The following is a 17440-nucleotide window of genomic DNA, read 5'->3' on the forward strand; positions in this document are numbered from 1 at the left end:
CGAACGTGGCCGGCCCTCAGATCGGCGAGTTCATCATCGAGTCCGCCGCCATCTCCATGTACGCGATCAGCTGGCTGCGGTGCTCGTCGTCGACCGTCTGCGAGTCGATCGACGCGATCGCCGTGTGCATGCAGCGCAGCCAGGCGTCGCGTTCGAGCGGGCCGATCCGGAACGGGTGGTGACGCATCCGCAGCCGCGGGTGCCCGCGCTCGTCCGAGTAGGTGCGCGGTCCGCCCCAGTACTGCTCGAGGAACATCCGCATGCGCCGTTCCGCCGGGCCGAGGTCCTCCTCCGGGTACAGCGGGCGGACGATCTCGTCCTCGGCCACTTCCTCGTAGAAGCGCGCCGTGAGCTTGCGGAATGTCTCGGCGCCGCCGACCGCGTCGTAGAAGGTCTGCTCGTCACTCATCAGTTCTGCTCACCGTCCCTCTCGCTCGTCCATTGTGCCGGTTCCGGGAGTGCGCGCCCCAATCGGACGTCTCCGGCACGGGATGTTCACCTCCGGGACCCGGAAAGTCGTCAGAATCGGCGTGCGACGTGCGTAGATCCGTGGTCCACTTGTGAGCAGTCTTCCGGAGGTCGTATGAAGCACCGACGCATCGCACATCGACAACTCCCGCCCGCCGACGCCCACAACGGGGCGCCGGGGGCCAACTCCCTGTGTGTCGTACGCGACGACGCTATCCCGGACTGGGTCAAACGCCGCGTACTTCTGCTCAACGCCACCTACGAACCGCTCACCGCGCTGCCCGCCCGTCGCGCGGTCGTGCTCATGGCCGGCGGCAAGGCCGACACCGTGCACGAGGATCCGCTCGGCCCGCTGGTGCGATCCGCGGAATGGGCGGTGCAGATTCCGTGGGTGATCCGGCTCCGGAGCTTCGTGCACGTGCCGTACCACGCGCGGGTGCCGATGACCCGCGCCGCGCTCATGCACCGCGACCGGAACCGGTGCGCCTACTGTGGCGCCAAGGCCGAGACCATCGACCACGTGGTCCCGCGCAGCCGCGGCGGTGAACACTCGTGGGAGAACTGCGTGGCGTGCTGCGCGTCGTGCAATCACCGCAAGGCCGACAAGTTGCTCAGCGAACTCGGCTGGACGCTGCGCGCCGCGCTCGTGCCCCCGAAGGGCCGGCACTGGCGGCTGCTGGCGACGCTGCCGGAGCTGCATCCGACCTGGTTGCCGTACCTGGGCGAGGGCGCGGCCTGATCCCCGTCGCCGCAAGTCGGGGCAAGCGCGCCGGGATCGCACATGCTGGGCTACCGTTTGCGATGTGAGCATTCTCGAGACAACCCTCATATTCGTTGCCATCCCGGTGGCGATCATCGTGATACTCGGGGTCTTCTCCGTCTTCACGAAGCCGGTTCCGGGCACGCGGCCCGCCGAGTACAAGCTCGGGGACAAGTGGGACCACGATCCGATGCTGTGGAGCGCGGTCGACGAGGTCACCACGCACGGCCACCACGGTGGGCATCATGAACTCGTCGCCGGCGCGCCGGTCGACCCGATCGGAGGTAGGGCAAGTGGCAAGTGGTGACGTGATGCACAGCCGGACGGCTGTGGCTCCCGCGGAACTGCCGTACGGTGCGGCGCTGACGGCGAGTGGCCGGATCTCCCGGACCCGCCCCCTCGACGGCCTGTTCGAGGGCCCGCCGTTCCGCGACCGCGACATGATCGCTCTCGACGATGCGCTCACCGAGGCCACCCGGGCGACGAAGGTGCGCTTCAACGTCTACGTCGCGGACGCCACCGACCCGGCGGCAACCACCGACGCGGTGTTCCCGACCACGCCGGAGGCGCCGAACTCGGTGCTCATCGCCGTGTACCCGAACCAGCGCTCCATCGAGATCCGCAGCGGCCGCGGCGTCGCGGACCGCGTCGACAACCGGGTCACGCAGCTCGGCGTGACCGCCGCGATCTCGTCGTTCGGGCAGGGCGACCTGATCGACGGCATCGTCAGCGCAATCCGCGTCATGGCGAACGCGATCACCGCGCCGTAGTTCCCCTCGCCTCTGTGGCCGAATGTCACATCACGTCGATCGGGGCTGACTCAGGTGGTCCATGCGACACGCTCCCTGACCAGGGGAGATGTCAGTGGGTCGAGCAGCACGAGAGGCGAAGAAGGCTAGGTTCTTCGCCATGCGCATGACGAAGGTGTCGATCGCCAAGGCCGCAGCCGCGGTCGGTGTCAGCCGACAAACCGGCTACCGGTGGGAGGACGAGGCCAACGGCACCGTCCGCCGTGCCCCGCACTGGGAGCACGGCGGACGGTCGTTGTCCCTGGGCGAGCGGGAGCTTGTCGCCCTCGGACTCGCCCGCAACGAGTCGGTCCAGACGATCGCCGCGCACCTGGGCCGGCACCGGTCGGTGATCTACCGGGAGATCGAACGCAACAGCAACCGCGACGGTAGCTACCGCGCCGTGTCGGCCCACGCGCGGGCCTGGACCCGAGCACTGCGACCGAAAGTCGCCAAGCTGATGGCCGCACCCGAGTTGCGCGCGTATGTCGTCGCCAGGCTGAAGCTGCGCTGGTCCCCGCAGCAGATCTCGGCCAGGCTGGTGGTCGACTTCCCCGACCGAGCGGAGATGCGGGTGTCCCACGAAACCATCTACCAGGCCGTGTATGTGCAACTGAAAGGCGAACTGCGAAAAGAGCTTTCGGAGTATCTGCGGCGCCGGCACACCCGTCGGGTGCCGCAGGGGCGAGTGCCGAGCAGTGCCCGCCATATTCCCGACAAGATCCTCATCTCCCAGCGGCCCGCCGAGGTCGAGGACCGGGCGGTGCCCGGGCACTGGGAGGGAGATCTGATCATGGGGGCGCGCAACCGCTCGGCGATCGGCACCCTGGTCGAGCGCACCACCCGGTACGTGGTGTTGCTGCACCTGCCGAAGGTCCGCGACGTGTCCGGCGTCCGCGATGCGATGATCGCCGCGATGCGGTCGTTGCCGGAGGTGATGCAGCGGTCGGTGACCTGGGATCAGGGCCACGAGATGCGTGCTCATGCCCAGATCACCATGGCCACCGACGTCGCTGTCTACTTCTGCGATCCGCACTCGCCGTGGCAGCGCGGCACCAACGAGAACACCAACGGTCTGCTCCGGCAGTACTTCCCCAAGGGCACCGACCTGTCGGTGTACACGCCCGAGGACCTGCAGCAGGTCCAGGACGAGATCAACGGCCGCCCCCGGCAGACGCTACGCTGGCGCACGCCAACCGAAGCGTTCACCGAGCTTGTCGCATCGGCCGCCTGAAACCGCCCGGATCGACACGATGTGACATTCGGCCACACGCGTGTTGCGGCTAGGACGCGTCGAACGCCCGCGCCTTCAGCGACCGGACGATCCCCGCGCGTCCCTCGCTGATCAGCCGGCGCAGCGCGGGCGGATGCTCACCGGCGAGGAACTCGTCGGCCGCGGCGACGGAGGACTCACTGATCGACCACGACGGGTACAGGCCCACGACGACGGTCTGCGCGACCTCGCTGGAGCGGCGCTCCCACACGCCCGGAGCGTCGGCGAAGTACCGCGCGACGAAGGGCTCGAGCAGCTCCGACTGGCCGGCCGGAGCGAAGCCGCCGATGATCGCGCGGGCGGTGATGTTCGGGATCGAGTCGTCGCCCACCACCGTGTCCCACACCTGTTCCTTGACGGCCTCCTGCGGGCGCGCCGCCCGCGCGGTGGCCGCCTGTCGTGCACCGGCGGCCGTCGGATCCCGCTCGGCCTCGGCGTCGATGAACGGCGACTCCACGCCCTCCGCGTCGATCTCCCCGGCCGCGGCCAGCGCCTGCACGATCCGCCACCGCAGATCCGTGTCGACGACCAGTCCGGCCAGCCCGACGCTGGAAGGCTCGGCGCCGAGCAGTTCCCCGAGCACCTCGGTGTGCCACGGCGCGAGCCGGGCCGTGGTCAACGCGTTGACGAACGCGAGCTGATGGTCCGAGCCCGGTTGCGCCTCGCGGGCCAGTTCCAGCAGCCGGTTCGCGTAGTCGGTCCAGCCTCGCTCGGCCGCCCAGCCGGGATCGGCGTAGCTGCCGAGGGCGGTGTGCGCCTGCATCAGCAGCCGCTGTACCACGCCGACCTCCGTCTCGGTCGCGACGCCGCGCTGGACCAGCGCCACGAAGTCGCGGGCCTTCAGCTCGGCCTGCCGGGTCATCTCCCATGCGGCAGACCATGCCAGGGTGCGCGGCAGCGGCTCGGCGATGTCGCCGATCCGGTCCATCAGCACCTCGAGCGACTGGGGATCGAGCCGCACGGAGCAGTACGTGAGGTCGTCGTCGTTGACGAGCACCAGCTTGCCGCGGCCGACGCCGACGAGCTCCGGCACCTCGGTGCGCTCGGTGGCATCGAGGTCGATCTCGACGCGATGTGTGCGGAGCAGCTTGCCCGAACCGTCGTCGTCGTACACCCCGATCGCGAGCCGGTGCACCCGGCGTTCCCCGGCGCCGGGGTCGGCGCCCTCCTGGATCACCGCGAAGCGGGTGAACCGCCCGTCGTCGTCGACGTCGAAATCGGGGCGCAGGATGTTCAGCCCGGTGGTCTTGAGCCACTGCGCGCCCCACCCCGACAGGTCCCGGCCCGACGACTTCTCGAGGGCCGCCAGCAGGTCGTCGAACGTGGCATTGGCGAACGCGTGCTCACGGAAGTAGTCCCGCAGCCCCGCGAGGAACGGTTCCTCGCCGACGTAGGCGACGAGCTGCTTGAGCACGGACGCGCCCTTGGCGTAGGTGATGCCGTCGAAGTTGACCTCCACCGCCGCGAGGTCGGGGATGTCCGCGGCGATCGGGTGGGTCGAGGGGAGCTGATCCTGGCGGTAGGCCCACGACTTCTCGACGTTCGCGAACGTGGTCCACGCGTTCGTGTACTCGGTGGCACGCGACTGGCACAGCACCGAGGCGAAGGTCGCGAACGACTCGTTGAGCCACAGGTCGTCCCACCAGCGCATGGTCACCAGGTCGCCGAACCACATGTGTGCCATCTCGTGCAGCACCGTCTCGGCGCGACGCTCGTACGAGTAGCGGGTGACCTTGGAGCGGAACACGTAGTCCTCGAGGAAGGTCACCGCGCCGGCGTTCTCCATCGCGCCGGCGTTGAACTCGGGAACGAACAGCTGGTCGTACTTCCCGAACGCGTAGGGCATGCCGAAGTTCTCGTGGTAGAACCCGAAGCCCTGCTTGGTCTCGGTGAACAACCGCTCGGCGTCCATGAACTCGGCCAGGGAGGCACGGCAGTAGATGCCGAGCGGGATGGTGCCGTGCGCGTCGCTGTAGGTGTCGGTCCACTCGGTATACGGTCCGGCGATCAGCGCCACGAGGTAGGTGCTCATCCGGGGCGTGGTGCGGAAGACGTGCCGTCCGGGGTCGGCGGCGACGGTGTTCACCGTCGCGGCATTGGAGATCACCTTCCAGTCGGCGGGCGCGCTCACCGAGATGTCGAACCTGGCTTTCAGGTCCGGCTGGTCGAAGCACGCGAACATCCGCTTGGCGTCGGCCGTCTCGAACTGCGAGTACAGGTAGACCGCGCCGTCGGTGGGATCGACGAAGCGGTGCAGGCCCTCGCCGGTGTTGGTGTAGAGGCAGTCCGCCTCGACGGTCAGTTCGTTGCGCGCGGCCAATCCGCTCAGCGCGATCCCGCTCTCCTCGGTGTATCCGGAGACGTCGACGGGCTTGCCGTTGAGGGTGGCCGAGTGCACGGTCTGCGCGATCAGGTCGACGAAGGTCGACGCGCCCTCCGTGGCGTCGAACGTGACGGTGGTGGTCGAACGGAACGTGGTGGTTCCCGGAGCGCCCGCGCCGTCGGTCAGGTCGAGTTCGATGCGGTAGTTGTCGACGGTCAGGACCGCGGACCGCTCGGCCGCCTGCTCGCGGGTCAGATTCGGTGGTGCCACGGAAAACTCCTTCTCACGACGGGATGCGACTCGCCTGCCATCCCATCATGTGAGGGACCGGTTCACCCGGCGACCTCCGCGAGTGGCACCTCCGGATCGGAGAGCCGGTGGGGGTCGACGGATTCGCCGGAGGAGATCAGCGCGCGGATGTCGTCACCCGCGTCCCAGATGTTGACGTTCATCCCGGCGCAGACCCGCCCGGCCGCGTCGAGCCAGAACGCGAGGAACTGCCGGGAGTCGACGTCGCCGCGCGTGATCACCCGCGCGTCGCCGGGTGCGTGCCCGACGTACTCCATGCCGAGGTCGTACTGGTCGGTGAAGAAGTACGGCAGACGGTCGTAGGAGGCGGGCCGGCCCAGCATGGTGGCGGCCGCGACGTCGGGCTGGTGGAGCGCGTTCGCCCAGTGCTCGACCCGGATCCGGGTCCGGAGCAGCGGATGCTCGGCGGCGGCGATGTCACCGACCGCGACGATGTCCGGATCGCTGGTGGCCAGGGACGCATCGACCAGCACTCCGCCGTCCTCCGTCGCCAGTCCGGCGTCGCGGGCCAGTTCGACGTTGGGCGCTGCGCCCACCGCGAGGAGGACCGCGTCGGCCCGGATCTCGGTGCCGTCGCCGAGACGAAGCCCGCTCGCGCGGTTCTCGGCGGTGAGGATCTCCGACACCGTCGTCGAGGTGCGCAGGTCCACGCCGTGATCGCGGTGCAGCTTCGCGAAGACGGCTCCCATCTGCTCACCGAGCGCGGCGGACAGGGGCTGGGGGGCTGCCTCGACGACGGTGACGTCCGCGCCGTGCCCGCGCGCGCCGGCGGCGATCTCGAGACCGATCCAGCCGGCACCGACGATCGCCAGGTGCGCCGCCGGCCCCGCCTCGCGGCGGACGGCGGCAAGCAGCGCGTCGGACTGCTCGACGGTGCGCAACATGTGCACGCCCGCGGCGTCGACGCCCGGCAGCGGGATGCGCCGCGAGCGCGAACCGGTCGCGAGGGCGAGCTTGTCGTAGCGCACGGTGGAACCGTCGGGCAGCGTGACCGTGTGGGCGGCAGGATCGAGCGCGGTGACGGTGACGCCGAGTTCGACCTCGACCCGGTGGTCGCGGTACCAGTCACCGTGCTGCACGGTGAACTCCGCAAGCTGCTTCTTGCCGGCGAAGTAGTCCTTCGACAGCGGTGGTCGCTCGTAGGGAAGGTGTTCCTCCTCGCACAGGAGGAGGATCCGGCCGGGGAAGTCGCGGGCGCGCAACTGCTCGGCCGTCTTGGCCCCGGCGAGCCCGCCGCCGACGATGACGAAGAGTTTCTCGTTGGACATCGCGCATCCCCGTTCCGTGCGGCACCGGTTCCTCGACGGTACGTCGGCGACGGCGCGGGAACCGGCGGTTCGGGAAGAATTGGGCGACGGCCGACGTTGAATCGGACCGTAGTCCGATTTTCTGCAGCGAGGAGACCCCGTGAGCGACCCGATTTCGAAGGACACCGCCGACTTCTGGTTCGACCCGTTGTGCCCGTGGTGCTGGATCACCTCGCGCTGGATTCTGGAGGTGGCGCAGGTCCGCGACATCGAGGCGAAGTTCCACGTCATGAGCCTGGCCGTGCTCAACGAGGGCAAGGACGACCTGCCCGAGGTCTACCGCGAACTGATGACGCGGGCGTGGGGTCCGGTGCGGGTGGCGATCGCCGCGGCGCAGAAGTACGGCGACGAGATCCTCGAGCCGCTGTACACGGCAATGGGCACCCAGATCCACAACGAGGGCAACAAGGACTTCCCGGCGGTGATCGCCAAGTCCCTCGCGGACCTGGGCCTGGATCCGCACCTGGCGCAGGCCGCCGACACCGACGCCTACGACGAGGCGCTGCGCGCCAGCCACGCCGCCGGCATGGATGCGGTCGGCCCGGACGTCGGCACGCCGACCATCCACGTCAACGGCGTGGCGTTCTTCGGTCCGGTGCTCTCACGGATCCCGCGCGGCGAGGACGCCGGCCGGATCTGGGACGGGGTGGTGGCCATGGCGTCCTATCCCCACTTCTTCGAACTCAAGCGCACGCGCACCGAGGACCCGAGCTTCGAGTAGGCGCCTGCGGCGCCGGTGCGTCCTTTGGGCGGTTGCTGCCGCCCAAAGGACGCACCGGCAGCAGCGCTGCCTACTATCTGACGCATGCGCGTTTACCTGGGTGCCGACCACGCCGGCTTCGAACGTAAGAACCAGATCATCGAACATCTCACTGCCAACGGCCACGAGGCCGTCGACTGCGGCGCGTACGAGTACGACGCCCTCGACGACTACCCGGCATTCTGCATCGAGGCCGCTCGCCGCGTCGTCGCGGACGAGGGCAGTCTCGGCATCGTCCTCGGCGGCAGCGGCAACGGTGAGCAGATCGCCGCGAACAAGGTGCCGGGCGCCCGCTGTGCCCTCGCCTGGAGCGTGGAGACCGCCAAGCTGGCCCGTGAGCACAACAACGCGCAGCTCATCGGCATCGGTGGTCGCATGCACAGCCTGGAGGAGGCCCTCGCCATCGTCGATGCGTTCGTCGCCACCCCGTGGTCGGGGGAGGAACGGCATCAGCGGCGCATCGACATCCTGAGCGAGTACGAGAAGACCGGCGTGGCCCCGGAAGTTCCCGGCGCGCCGGCCTGACGAACGGAGCCTGATCCACCGTGCCGGAGGGACCAGCCCTGCACCGGCTCGCCCGGCTGCACCAGCGACGTTTCGCGGGTGCCTCGGTGCGGGTGTCGAGCCCGCAGGGCCGCTTCGCCGACGACGCGGCGCTCGTCGACGGCCGGGTGCTGCTCCGCGCCGAGGCGCTGGGCAAGCACCTGTGGCACCACTACGACAACGGCCTGACGGTGCACGTGCACCTGGGTCTGTACGGCTCGTTCACCGAGGCGCCGGTTCCGCTGACGGATCCGGTCGGTCAGGTACGGATGCGCATGGTCGGCGCCGAGTTCGGCACCGACCTGCGCGGTCCGACCGCGTGCGAGGTCCTCACCCCGGGCGAGGTGCAGGCGATCGCCGCGCGGATCGGTCCCGACCCGCTGCGGCGGGACGCCGAACCCGAACGGGCGTGGACGCGAATCACCAAGTCCCGCAGCGCCATCGGCTCGTTGCTCATGGACCAGTCCGTGATCTCGGGGGTGGGCAACATCTACCGCGCGGAGGTCCTGTTCCGGCACGGCATCCATCCGCAGCGCCCCGGCCGTGATCTCACCAGAGCCGAGTTCGACGCCGTCTGGGACGATCTCGTCGTTCTGATGCGGACGGGGGTGCGACGCGGCGCGATCCACGTCGTGCGGCGCGAACATGACCACGGCGCACCGGCTTACGCCAAGGGCCGTCCCCGGACCTACGTCTACCGGCGTGCGGGTGAGCCGTGCCGGTTGTGCACCACGCCGGTGCTGCACTCGGTCATGCAGGGCCGCAACCTGTTCTGGTGCCCCGCCTGCCAGGTGGGCTAGAAGTCGAACCCGCCGAAGTCCCCGCCGGCCCCGAAATCGCTCCCGCCGTAGTCACCACCGCCGTAGTCACCACCGCCGTAATCGCCGCCGGCGTCGCCGTAGTCCCCGCCGTCCTGGCCGGCCTCGAGACCCTGGTCGTATCCGGAGTCGAAGCCCTGCTCGAAGGCCTGCGCGTCGTACGGCACCCCGGCCATGCCGGAGAACATAGCCGAGAACAGCAGCATCGATCCGACGCCCCACGCCCCGGCGACGAGGGCGGGCTTCCACCACGGCTCCGAGTACCAGCCCGCCGGCACGGGCCGGCCCGCGACGCGCCCGCCCGGGAAGTAGTTCGGGGTGCGCGACGAGGGGGCCGGTGAGGCTGCCACCGTGCGTCCCTCGAAGTCGATCTCGCGGTTCTCGGTCACGCGGCCGGCCGTCTGCTGGCCCTCGAGCGTGGGGATATCGGGACCGGGGTCCATGCCCATCGCGAGGCGGGCCGCCCGGATGTAGTACAGCCCCTCGAGAGCGGTCTGCTTGGCCAGCCGTGCCTGCACCGGTGTGCGGGCCTGCTCGATCTGTGACCCGGCGGCGTTGTAGCGCTCGGACGCATCGGCGAGGGCCTGCTTGGAGGCGGTGTCGGTGCCGGTGAGGTTGTAGATCTGGCCGCCGAGCCGCTCGATGGCCTGCCGGGCGTCGGCCTTCGCGTCGTCGAGTTCGTGGGCGCCACGCCCCGACTTCTTCCGCTGCGCCGCGGACACCAGGAACACGACGGCGACGAGGACGGCGACGATCAGCAGGAGTTCCACGGCGGTCCCTTCCGGCGGACTGGACGGTCACCGTCCAGCCTACCGGCGGGTCAGGCTTCGAGGACGGCGTGGAATCCGTCGCGCATGCAGTCGTCGAACACCTCGAGGTCGGGGATCGCCCCCGTGTCGAGGGTGAACCCGACGCAGCACGTGTGCAGATACGACATCAGGGTGACGTTGAACGCCGAGCCGAGGGTGGGGCCGAAGGCGTAGTACCGTTCCACCTTCGCGCCGGCGACGTACAGCGCCACCGGGGAACCCGGCACGTTGGAGGCGAGGAAGTCGACGTGCTTGAGCATCTCGCCGACGACGGCCGGGGGGAGCAGATTGAGGGGGGTGGCGAGGGTCTGCGCCATCGGCACCGCCGGCTCGTGGCGCCAGCCTTCGACGATCCTGTTCACCTCCTGCATGAGCGTGAGGGGGTCGTCGGAGCGCACGGGAAGCGGGAAACGCGCGAGGTTGATCCGGTTGCCGCCGAGGGTGTCCTGATCGGTGCGGATGCTCAGCGGCATCGTGACCCGCAGCTCGTCGACGTCGGATCCGTGGCGGTGGTGGTATTCGGCCAGGCCGACGAGGACGGCGGTCAGGAAGGCGCTGTTGAGGGTGGCGCCGCCGCGGTGGGCGGCGTCGCGCAGCCGGTCGAGCGGGACGTCGATCACGTGGAGCCGGCGGCTGAGGGTGCGTTCCGTCATGACCGGGGATTCGAGCCGCAGGATCGGGCGCAGGTAGCGGGCGACGGACGCCGCAACCCCCGCGGCGTTGCGGGCGGAACCGATCGGGTTGGTGACCACCGCCCGGGTGGTCGGCCAGATCGAGGCCAGCCCGCGGCCCGCGAGTCCGCGGAGCTGGGACCAGTCCCAGCCGATCGCCTCGGCGGCCAGGTCGAGGCTGTCCGGTGATTCCGGGGCGGGCGGTTCCGGGGCCGGATCGCGGGGCGTGCCGTCGCGGTCGAAGTCGACCAGCCGCGCGGTGATCTGCATACCGCCGATTCCGTCGGTGAGGGCGTGGTGCACTTTGATCAGCAGCGCGGCCTGGCCGCCGGCGAGTCCGTCGACCACCGTCATCTCCCACAGCGGCCGGTCCTTGTCGAACGCGGCCATGGCCGTGGTCCGGGCGAACTCGAGGACGTCGTCGAAGTTCGCCGGCCCGGGAAGGGAGACCCGGCGCATGTGCCAGGACAGGTCGAAGTTCGCATCCGCGACCCATCGCGGCGGCGCGAGACCGAACGGCACCTCGACCACGCGATGCCGGAAGCTGGGCACCTCCCGGGTGCCGCGGTCCATCATCTCGCACAGACGGTCCCAGTCGGGTGAGGCGTCGAGCAGGACGACGGCCACGATCGTCGACCGGAGCGCGGGATCCTTCTCCATGCTCCAGGTGAGGTAGTCCGTCTGCTGCATGTGGCGGTCGGATGCGTTGCTCATCTCGGTAACTTCTCACACGGGCCGCCGCGACAGTCGGGTTTCGCTCCGGCCGCACCTCGAACCGGGACGGCATCACGGCCCGGCGCGGGAATCCGGAGCGGATACTCCGAACTCTAGGCGCCGGGCCGTGATGCCGATAGTGACTTTCGTCCGGGTTGTGAGTCCGTCAGGCGGCCGAGGTGGCGGCTTCCGTCCGTCGTCCGAGCCGCTGCAGGGGGCAGCGGTCGCTGCGGCTGCAGGCGTAGGTGGTGCCGGCGGCGAGGAGGGTGAGTGCCGCCGCGGTGATGCCGACGAGGGGGTGGATCTCCTGGGCGAGGATGACCGAGGACATGATCAGGACGAACCAGCCGAAGCCCTTGCGCAGCGCGTCCGGGTCGACCATGGCGGTCAGGCGGCCGCCGATGAGGCTGCCGACGACGGCGGCGCCGGTGACCATTGCCGCCAGGCGCCAGTCGATCTGCACCGTGGACAGGTAGCCGCCGAGGCCGGCGAACGACTTCATGGCGATCACGATCAGCGAGGTGCCGACGGCGATGGGCATGGGCAGGCCGCCGAGCAGGGCCAGGGCCGGCACGACCAGGAAGCCGCCCCCGGCGCCGACGAGGCCGGTGACCAGGCCGACGACCACGCCGTCGAGCAGGATCTTGCCGACCGGCATGGAGTGGGTGCCGTCCGGGCCCGTGGTCTTGTTCTTGCGGCCGCGGAGCATGGCGATGGCGGTGGCGATCATCATCGCGGCGAAGGCGAGCAGGAGGATGCTGCCGGGGATGAAACGCGAGAGCAGGCCGCCGGCGTAGGCACCGGCCATGCCGGCCAGGCCGAACAGGATGCCGGTGCGCCACTGGACGCGGCCTGCCCGCGCGTGGGAGATCGCGCCGACCGCGCTGGTGACGCCGACGACGAGCAGCGAGGTGGCGATGGCTTCCTTGGCATCCATGCCCGCGACGTACGCCAGCAGCGGGACGGTGAGGATCGAACCTCCGCCGCCGAGCAATCCGAGGGTGACGCCGACGAGGACCGCCAGCGCAACGGTCAGCGCGATCATGATCAGTTCCTTTCGGCCGTAGCGGTCTTCGAGTCGACCAGCTGGGCGACGATGGTCTGCGGATCACACGAGGCGCCGCGGTTGTAGGGCAGCTTGGAGAGCACCATGCCCATCGCGCAGGTGTTGGAGAGCGCGGCGAAGCTCAGGCCGCCGCCGACGCCGGCGGCGAGCCACTTGAGCTTGGGTACCGCGATGCTGCCGAGGACGGAGGTCAGCACGATGGAGCCGGCGACGAGGCGGACCTGGCGTTCGAGGTCCCAGCGCTCGGTGCCGCGGTTGACGGTGAAGCCCTTGGCTTCCCAGCCCATCATGCCGCCCTCGAGGATGTGCACGTTGAACAGCCCGGCGGTGCGGAGAGTCTCCTCGGCCTGGGTGGCGCGCTGGCCCGACCGGCACACGAGGACGACGTTCTCGTCGAGGTGGGCGAGGAACTCGTCGCGGTGCTCGCGCAGCAGGTCCAGGGGGACGTTGTAGGCGCCGGGAATGTGCACGGACTCGAACTCGCCGGGCGTGCGGACGTCCACGACGCGGACGTTCTTGCCGGAGTCGAGGAGCTCGCGCAGGGCGGTGGGATCGAGGGTGGCGGGACTCGGCTCGGTCATGGGGGCCTTTCGGATCGGTGGTCGTGATCGCGGGGTGTGCGATCGGGCTTCGTGCATAAACCCCGGGGGGTATGTCCGCAGCAATGATAAGCATACGGGAGGGGGTATGTGCAAGGCGTGCCGGCGGGGTCGTGGCGGCGGTGCGACGTGCTTCGCCGGTATACCCCAGGGGGTACTTGACATACCCATGGGGGTATATGTCAGGATGGGTCAACGCAGAACGCCACCGGTCTTGGTGACCGAGGAGAGGGAGATCCGAATGATTCTCGAGCAGTACTACATCGAGTGCCTGTCGCACGCGTCGTACCTGATCGGTGACGAGGGCACCGGCCGGGCGGTGGTGGTCGATCCGCGCCGCGATGTCACCGAGTACCTCGACGACGCCGCGCGGCACGGGCTGCGCATCGAGGGTGTGATCAACACGCATTTCCACGCGGATTTCGTCTCCGGGCATCTGGAGCTGCTCGAGGCGACCGGGGCGTGGATCGGGTTCGGGGAGGCCGCCGAGGCGGACTACCCGATCCGGCGGCTGCGCGACGGGGAGCACCTGTCCCTCGGGGAGGTGGACCTCGAGATCCTGGCCACCCCGGGGCACACCTGGGAGTCGATCTCGGTGCTGGTGCGCGAGCATCCGGGGGCGACCCCGGCCGCGGTGCTGACCGGGGACTCGTTGTTCATCGGTGATGTGGGCCGTCCGGACCTGGTGAATCTGGGGGATTCGTCGACCGAGGATCTGGCGCGGGCGATGTACCACACGGTGCACGAGAAGCTGCTGACCCTGCCCGATGCGGTCACGGTGCTGCCCGCGCACGGTGCCGGCTCGTCGTGCGGGAAGAACCTGTCGACGGAGCTGACCTCGACGATCGGGGAGCAGCGGGTGAGCAATCCGTCGGTGCAGCCGATGAGCGAGGAGGCGTTCGTGGCGTTGGTCACCGAGGGGCAGCCGGCCGCGCCGGCCTACTTCTCGGTCGATGCCGGGTTGAACAAGAGCGTGCATCCGCTGCTCGATCGGGGGCGCACCATCCCGGAGCTGAGCCCGGCGCGGGTGCGGGCGGAGCTGGCCGCCGGGACCCGGGTGCTCGATGCGCGCGGTGTGGACGATTTCGCGGCGGGGCATCTGCGTGGGTCGGTCAACGTCGGGTTCGACGGCCGGTTCGCCGAGACCGGCGGGATGGTCGCCGAGGTGGGGGAGAAGATCGTGTTGATCACCTATCCGGGGGAGGAGCAGGACGCGGCGGTGCGGCTGGCCCGGATCGGGTCGGACAACGCGGCCGGTTATCTCACCGTCGATCACGACGGGGTGTTCCCGGCGGAGCTGGCGGATCTGGTGCAGACCGCGCCGCGGACCACCGTCGCGCAGCTCGACGAGTTGCTCGCCGCCGATGCGGTGACGCTGGTCGACATCCGTAATCCCGGTGAACGCGAGTTCGGGGTGATTCCGGGGGCGGTGCCGATCCCGTTGGCGCAGCTGCGGACCCGGCTCGGGCAGGTGCCGACCGGCAAGCCGATCGTGGTGCACTGCGCCGGTGGGTGGCGTTCGAGTGTGGCCGCGTCGCTGCTGCGGGCGCAGGGCTTCGACAACGTCTCGGACCTGCTCGGCGGTTACAACGCCTGGGCCGAGGCCCACGTCCCCGCCTGATCCCGCACCCGAGGAAAACGAAAGGAACCCCCGATGGCAACGACGAATCTCACCCTCGCGGACTTCGAGTCCACGATCACCGACAACGACATCGTCCTGGTCGACTTCTGGGCCTCGTGGTGCGGTCCGTGCCGGGCGTTCGCCCCCGTGTTCGACAAGTCCTCGGCCGCGCACCCGGACGTCGTGCACGCCAAGGTCGACACCGAGGCCGAGCAGCAGCTCGCCGCCATGGCCGACATCCGCTCGATCCCCACGATCATGGCGTTCCGCGAGGGCGTGCTGGTCTACGCCCAGCCCGGCGCCCTGCCGGCGGCCGCCCTCGAAGACCTCATCGGGCAGATCAAGGCCCTGAACATGGCCGAGGTCCACGCCCAGGTCGCCGAACACAAGGCCGCCGCCGGCGCCTGACCCGCCGCCCCCGTTACCCGTCCCGAGGAGGACCCCTATGTGTTACCCCGTCACCTGCCCGAACTGCGGAAAGACCGGCTGGGGCGGCTGCGGCCAGCACGTCGACGCCGTCATGCGCTCCGTGCCCGCACCCGACCGCTGCGCGTGCGGCCAGGACACCGCCGCGGGGGCGCAGGCACGCACCCTCGGCGCGCTCTTCCGACGCTGACCGCACCTCGAGGAGACTGCGCCTCCACCGCACTCTCCGCCGCGGCAACACCCCGCCCTGCTCGAGCAGGGCGGGGTGTTCGCGTAGCAGGCCGAGGGCCAATTACCCTTCCGCGGTCGGCCGACCGGTGAAAAACTCGTAAACGCCCACTCGAGAAGGGACGGCCACGGTGAACAGAGCGATGGGGCCGGTGGACACCATCTGGCTCAACATGGACCGACCCGAGAACCTCATGATCATCGACTCGCTGATGTTCTTCGAGGGCCCCGTCGACTGGTCGCGCGTGGTGTCCCTCGTGCAGCGACGATTCGTCGACACCTACCCGTCGTTCCGGCAGCGGCCGGTGCAACCGCGCACGCATGTCGGGTCGCCGCATTGGGAGGACGACCCGGAGTTCGACCTCGACGACCACCTGATCCGGACGACCCTGCCCCGCAGCGACGACGCGACGCTGCAGCGGTACATCGAACGGCGGATGCCGGTGCCGTTCGATCGTCGCCGCCCGCTGTGGGAGATGCACCTCATCGACGGATACCGGCACGGAGCCGTGATCTACACCCGGCTCCACCACTGCATCGGTGACGGCATCGCCCTCAACCAGGTGATGCTCTCGATGACGGGGGAGACCCCGGACAGCGACCTCGACGACGCCCCGACCGCCGTGCCCGAGCACCATGCCGGTCTCCTCGAGGGGGCCGCCAAGTTCGCGGGGGCCGCGGTGTCGAACACCGCCAGTGCGGCGTCCGGCGCTGCGCACATGCTGCTCGACCTGCCCAAGCTGCTCGATCCGCATGTCCTCGGCGACGCCTTCACCCAGGCCGAACGCACCGGCGAGATCGCGAACAAGCTCGTGCTCGGCCCCAAACCGCACACTCCGCTCAGTGGCGAACCAGGAACGGCCAAACGGGCGGTGTGGTGTGAGCCCTTTCCGCTCGACGACATCAAGCACATCGGTCACCGGACCGGCACCACCGTCAACGACGTGCTCATGGGAGCCGTCGCCGGGGCGCTCGCGACGTACATCCGCGAGCACGGCGGCAAGCCGCAGGACGTGCCCACGATGGTGCCGGTCAACGTTCGCCCCCTCGACAAGCCCCTGCCGAAGGAACTCGGGAATCAGTTCGCTCTGGTGCTCTTCAAGTACCCGTCGGCACTGGAGACCCCGCTCGAACGCATCGTCGAGACCCACCGGCGGATGGAGGTCATCAAGCACTCTCCCGAGGTGACGCTCACGTTCGGCCTGATCAAGGCGATCGGACGGACCGGTCCGGAGCTGGAACGGTTCTTCGTGGACTTCTTCTCCGGCAAGGCGATCGGGGTGACCACCAATGTTCCCGGTCCCACGAGCGACCGGTACATGGCGGGGGCGAAGATCCGCGGTGTGCTCGCCTGGGTGCCGGGCGCCGGCGATCAGACCCTCGGCGTCTCGATCTTCAGCTACAGCGGCAAGGTCCGGGTGGGGTTCAAGGCGGACGCGGACCGGGTGCCCGATCCCGAGAATCTCGTCCGCGCCTTCACCGAGGAGATCGACGGGCTGCTCCGCCTCTCGCACGCCGTGTGACGGCGACGTGAATCCGCCGATTCGGTGTCCGTTCCGGGTGAGGATGTCTACGGTCGGCTCATGAGCGAGCACGGGCACTACCAGGAAGTCCTGAACGCACTGAATCCGCAGCACCGGGCGCTGCGCGCGGCGATTCCCGAGGTGTATCAGGGTTTCAATGCCCTCAGCAAGGCCGCCTTCGCCCCCGGGGCCCTGGATACCAGGACCAAGGAACTGATCGCGCTCGCGATCGGCGTCGTCGACGAATGCGACGGCTGCATCGCCTCCCATGCGCGCAGCGCCGTCCGGGCCGGGGCGAGCAGGCAGGAGGCGGCCGAGGCGATCGGGGTCGCATTTCTGATGCAGGGCGGCCCGGCGACGATCTACGGGTCGCGGGCCTACACCGCGTTCTGCGAATTCGCCGACGCCGAGGAACAGCGGGACCGGTGACGGTC

Annotated in this window: 19 protein-coding genes; 12 read left to right on the forward strand and 7 right to left on the reverse strand. The window is 69.5% G+C overall.

All coding sequences use genetic code 11. From position 1 onward, the window contains the following. Positions 1-16: 16 nt before the first annotated feature. On the reverse strand, positions 17-409 hold the full coding sequence (locus KZJ41_RS12020; RefSeq protein WP_251550804.1) for a globin: 393 nt from the start codon (positions 407-409) through the stop codon (positions 17-19). A 174-nt stretch (positions 410-583) separates the two neighbouring features. On the opposite strand from KZJ41_RS12020, the gene KZJ41_RS12025 reads away from it, so the two are divergent. The 4 genes from KZJ41_RS12025 to KZJ41_RS12040 all read left to right on the forward strand — a co-directional run bounded on the left by KZJ41_RS12025 (position 584) and on the right by KZJ41_RS12040 (position 3250). Next, complete coding sequence (locus KZJ41_RS12025; RefSeq protein WP_251550807.1) at positions 584-1207, forward strand: HNH endonuclease; 624 nt, start codon at positions 584-586, stop codon at positions 1205-1207. 64 nt (positions 1208-1271) lie between these two features. Then, on the forward strand, positions 1272-1535 hold the full coding sequence (locus tag KZJ41_RS12030) for a hypothetical protein (protein ID WP_006930550.1): 264 nt from the start codon (positions 1272-1274) through the stop codon (positions 1533-1535). Beyond that, positions 1522-1998 (forward strand): DUF5130 family protein, encoded by a 477-nt coding sequence (locus KZJ41_RS12035; protein WP_006930552.1) that lies wholly within the window; start codon positions 1522-1524, stop codon positions 1996-1998. The genes KZJ41_RS12030 and KZJ41_RS12035 overlap by 14 nt, the downstream gene beginning before the upstream one ends. 88 nt (positions 1999-2086) lie before the next feature. Next, a complete protein-coding gene (locus KZJ41_RS12040) occupies positions 2087-3250 on the forward strand; it encodes an IS30 family transposase (RefSeq protein WP_338020941.1) in 1164 nt (387 codons plus the stop codon). Between the two features lie 49 nt (positions 3251-3299). On the opposite strand, the gene pepN is transcribed toward KZJ41_RS12040, so the two are convergent. Together pepN and KZJ41_RS12050 are read right to left on the reverse strand one after the other, a co-directional pair. Beyond that, the gene (pepN, locus tag KZJ41_RS12045) at positions 3300-5882 is read right to left on the reverse strand and encodes an aminopeptidase N (RefSeq protein WP_251550809.1); all 2583 of its coding nucleotides are present in this window, start codon (positions 5880-5882) and stop codon (positions 3300-3302) included. Between the two features lie 62 nt (positions 5883-5944). After that, on the reverse strand, positions 5945-7189 hold the full coding sequence (locus tag KZJ41_RS12050; protein ID WP_006930554.1) for an NAD(P)/FAD-dependent oxidoreductase: 1245 nt from the start codon (positions 7187-7189) through the stop codon (positions 5945-5947). Positions 7190-7328: 139 nt separating this feature from the next. Between KZJ41_RS12050 and KZJ41_RS12055 the strand changes: the two genes are divergently transcribed. The 3 genes from KZJ41_RS12055 (at position 7329) to KZJ41_RS12065 (ending at position 9331) form a co-directional block, all read left to right on the forward strand. Beyond that, entirely contained in the window at positions 7329-7949 is a 621-nt protein-coding gene (locus KZJ41_RS12055; RefSeq protein WP_006930555.1) for a DsbA family protein, read from the forward strand. A gap of 84 nt (positions 7950-8033) precedes the next feature. Beyond that, positions 8034-8513, forward strand: coding sequence for a ribose-5-phosphate isomerase (locus KZJ41_RS12060; protein ID WP_029543077.1), 480 nt, complete (start codon positions 8034-8036; stop codon positions 8511-8513). A gap of 20 nt (positions 8514-8533) precedes the next feature. Continuing rightward, complete coding sequence (locus tag KZJ41_RS12065) at positions 8534-9331, forward strand: Fpg/Nei family DNA glycosylase (protein ID WP_006930558.1); 798 nt, start codon at positions 8534-8536, stop codon at positions 9329-9331. On the opposite strand, the gene KZJ41_RS12070 is transcribed toward KZJ41_RS12065, so the two are convergent. The 4 genes from KZJ41_RS12070 to KZJ41_RS12085 form a co-directional block, all read right to left on the reverse strand. After that, positions 9328-10119, reverse strand: a complete 792-nt coding sequence (locus KZJ41_RS12070; protein ID WP_065922672.1) for a GA module-containing protein — start codon at positions 10117-10119, stop codon at positions 9328-9330. The genes KZJ41_RS12065 and KZJ41_RS12070 overlap by 4 nt on opposite strands. A gap of 50 nt (positions 10120-10169) precedes the next feature. Next, on the reverse strand, positions 10170-11543 hold the full coding sequence (locus KZJ41_RS12075) for a wax ester/triacylglycerol synthase domain-containing protein (protein WP_029543084.1): 1374 nt from the start codon (positions 11541-11543) through the stop codon (positions 10170-10172). A gap of 166 nt (positions 11544-11709) precedes the next feature. Next, positions 11710-12588: a sulfite exporter TauE/SafE family protein gene (locus tag KZJ41_RS12080; RefSeq protein ID WP_006930561.1), complete on the reverse strand. Its 879-nt coding sequence runs from the start codon at positions 12586-12588 to the stop codon at positions 11710-11712. 2 nt (positions 12589-12590) lie between these two features. Continuing rightward, positions 12591-13190 (reverse strand): rhodanese-like domain-containing protein, encoded by a 600-nt coding sequence (locus tag KZJ41_RS12085; RefSeq protein WP_006930562.1) that lies wholly within the window; start codon positions 13188-13190, stop codon positions 12591-12593. 259 nt (positions 13191-13449) lie between these two features. Here KZJ41_RS12085 and KZJ41_RS12090 point away from each other — a divergent pair, with 259 nt between their 5' ends. The 5 genes from KZJ41_RS12090 (at position 13450) to KZJ41_RS12110 (ending at position 17435) form a co-directional block, all read left to right on the forward strand. Then, positions 13450-14829, forward strand: a complete 1380-nt coding sequence (locus KZJ41_RS12090) for a rhodanese-like domain-containing protein (protein ID WP_006942079.1) — start codon at positions 13450-13452, stop codon at positions 14827-14829. Between the two features lie 33 nt (positions 14830-14862). After that, positions 14863-15237, forward strand: a complete 375-nt coding sequence (trxA, locus tag KZJ41_RS12095; RefSeq protein WP_043796566.1) for a thioredoxin — start codon at positions 14863-14865, stop codon at positions 15235-15237. Positions 15238-15274: 37 nt separating this feature from the next. Then, positions 15275-15445, forward strand: a complete 171-nt coding sequence (locus tag KZJ41_RS12100) for a hypothetical protein (RefSeq protein ID WP_164528111.1) — start codon at positions 15275-15277, stop codon at positions 15443-15445. Positions 15446-15614: 169 nt separating this feature from the next. Next, the gene (locus tag KZJ41_RS12105) at positions 15615-17006 is read left to right on the forward strand and encodes a wax ester/triacylglycerol synthase family O-acyltransferase (protein ID WP_232334079.1); all 1392 of its coding nucleotides are present in this window, start codon (positions 15615-15617) and stop codon (positions 17004-17006) included. 60 nt (positions 17007-17066) lie between these two features. Continuing rightward, entirely contained in the window at positions 17067-17435 is a 369-nt protein-coding gene (locus tag KZJ41_RS12110) for a carboxymuconolactone decarboxylase family protein (protein ID WP_029543093.1), read from the forward strand. The last annotated feature ends 5 nt before the right edge of the window (positions 17436-17440 follow it).

The organism is Rhodococcus sp. 11-3, assembly GCF_023704055.1.
Classification (GTDB): Bacteria; Actinomycetota; Actinomycetes; order Mycobacteriales; family Mycobacteriaceae; genus Rhodococcus; species Rhodococcus aetherivorans.

Excerpts from the sequence above, each read along its gene's own strand:
- KZJ41_RS12020 (WP_251550804.1), bottom strand. The coding sequence starts at position 409 with ATGAGTGACGAGCAGACCTTCTACGACGCGGTCGGCGGCGCCGAGACA.
- KZJ41_RS12025 (WP_251550807.1), top strand. The coding sequence starts at position 584 with ATGAAGCACCGACGCATCGCACATCGACAACTCCCGCCCGCCGACGCC.
- KZJ41_RS12040 (WP_338020941.1), top strand. The coding sequence starts at position 2,087 with ATGTCAGTGGGTCGAGCAGCACGAGAGGCGAAGAAGGCTAGGTTCTTC.
- KZJ41_RS12050 (WP_006930554.1), bottom strand. The coding sequence starts at position 7,189 with ATGTCCAACGAGAAACTCTTCGTCATCGTCGGCGGCGGGCTCGCCGGG.
- KZJ41_RS12060 (WP_029543077.1), top strand. The coding sequence starts at position 8,034 with ATGCGCGTTTACCTGGGTGCCGACCACGCCGGCTTCGAACGTAAGAAC.
- KZJ41_RS12075 (WP_029543084.1), bottom strand. The coding sequence starts at position 11,543 with ATGAGCAACGCATCCGACCGCCACATGCAGCAGACGGACTACCTCACC.
- KZJ41_RS12080 (WP_006930561.1), bottom strand. The coding sequence starts at position 12,588 with ATGATCGCGCTGACCGTTGCGCTGGCGGTCCTCGTCGGCGTCACCCTC.
- KZJ41_RS12085 (WP_006930562.1), bottom strand. The coding sequence starts at position 13,190 with ATGACCGAGCCGAGTCCCGCCACCCTCGATCCCACCGCCCTGCGCGAG.
- KZJ41_RS12090 (WP_006942079.1), top strand. The coding sequence starts at position 13,450 with ATGATTCTCGAGCAGTACTACATCGAGTGCCTGTCGCACGCGTCGTAC.
- trxA (WP_043796566.1), top strand. The coding sequence starts at position 14,863 with ATGGCAACGACGAATCTCACCCTCGCGGACTTCGAGTCCACGATCACC.
- KZJ41_RS12100 (WP_164528111.1), top strand. The coding sequence starts at position 15,275 with ATGTGTTACCCCGTCACCTGCCCGAACTGCGGAAAGACCGGCTGGGGC.
- KZJ41_RS12110 (WP_029543093.1), top strand. The coding sequence starts at position 17,067 with ATGAGCGAGCACGGGCACTACCAGGAAGTCCTGAACGCACTGAATCCG.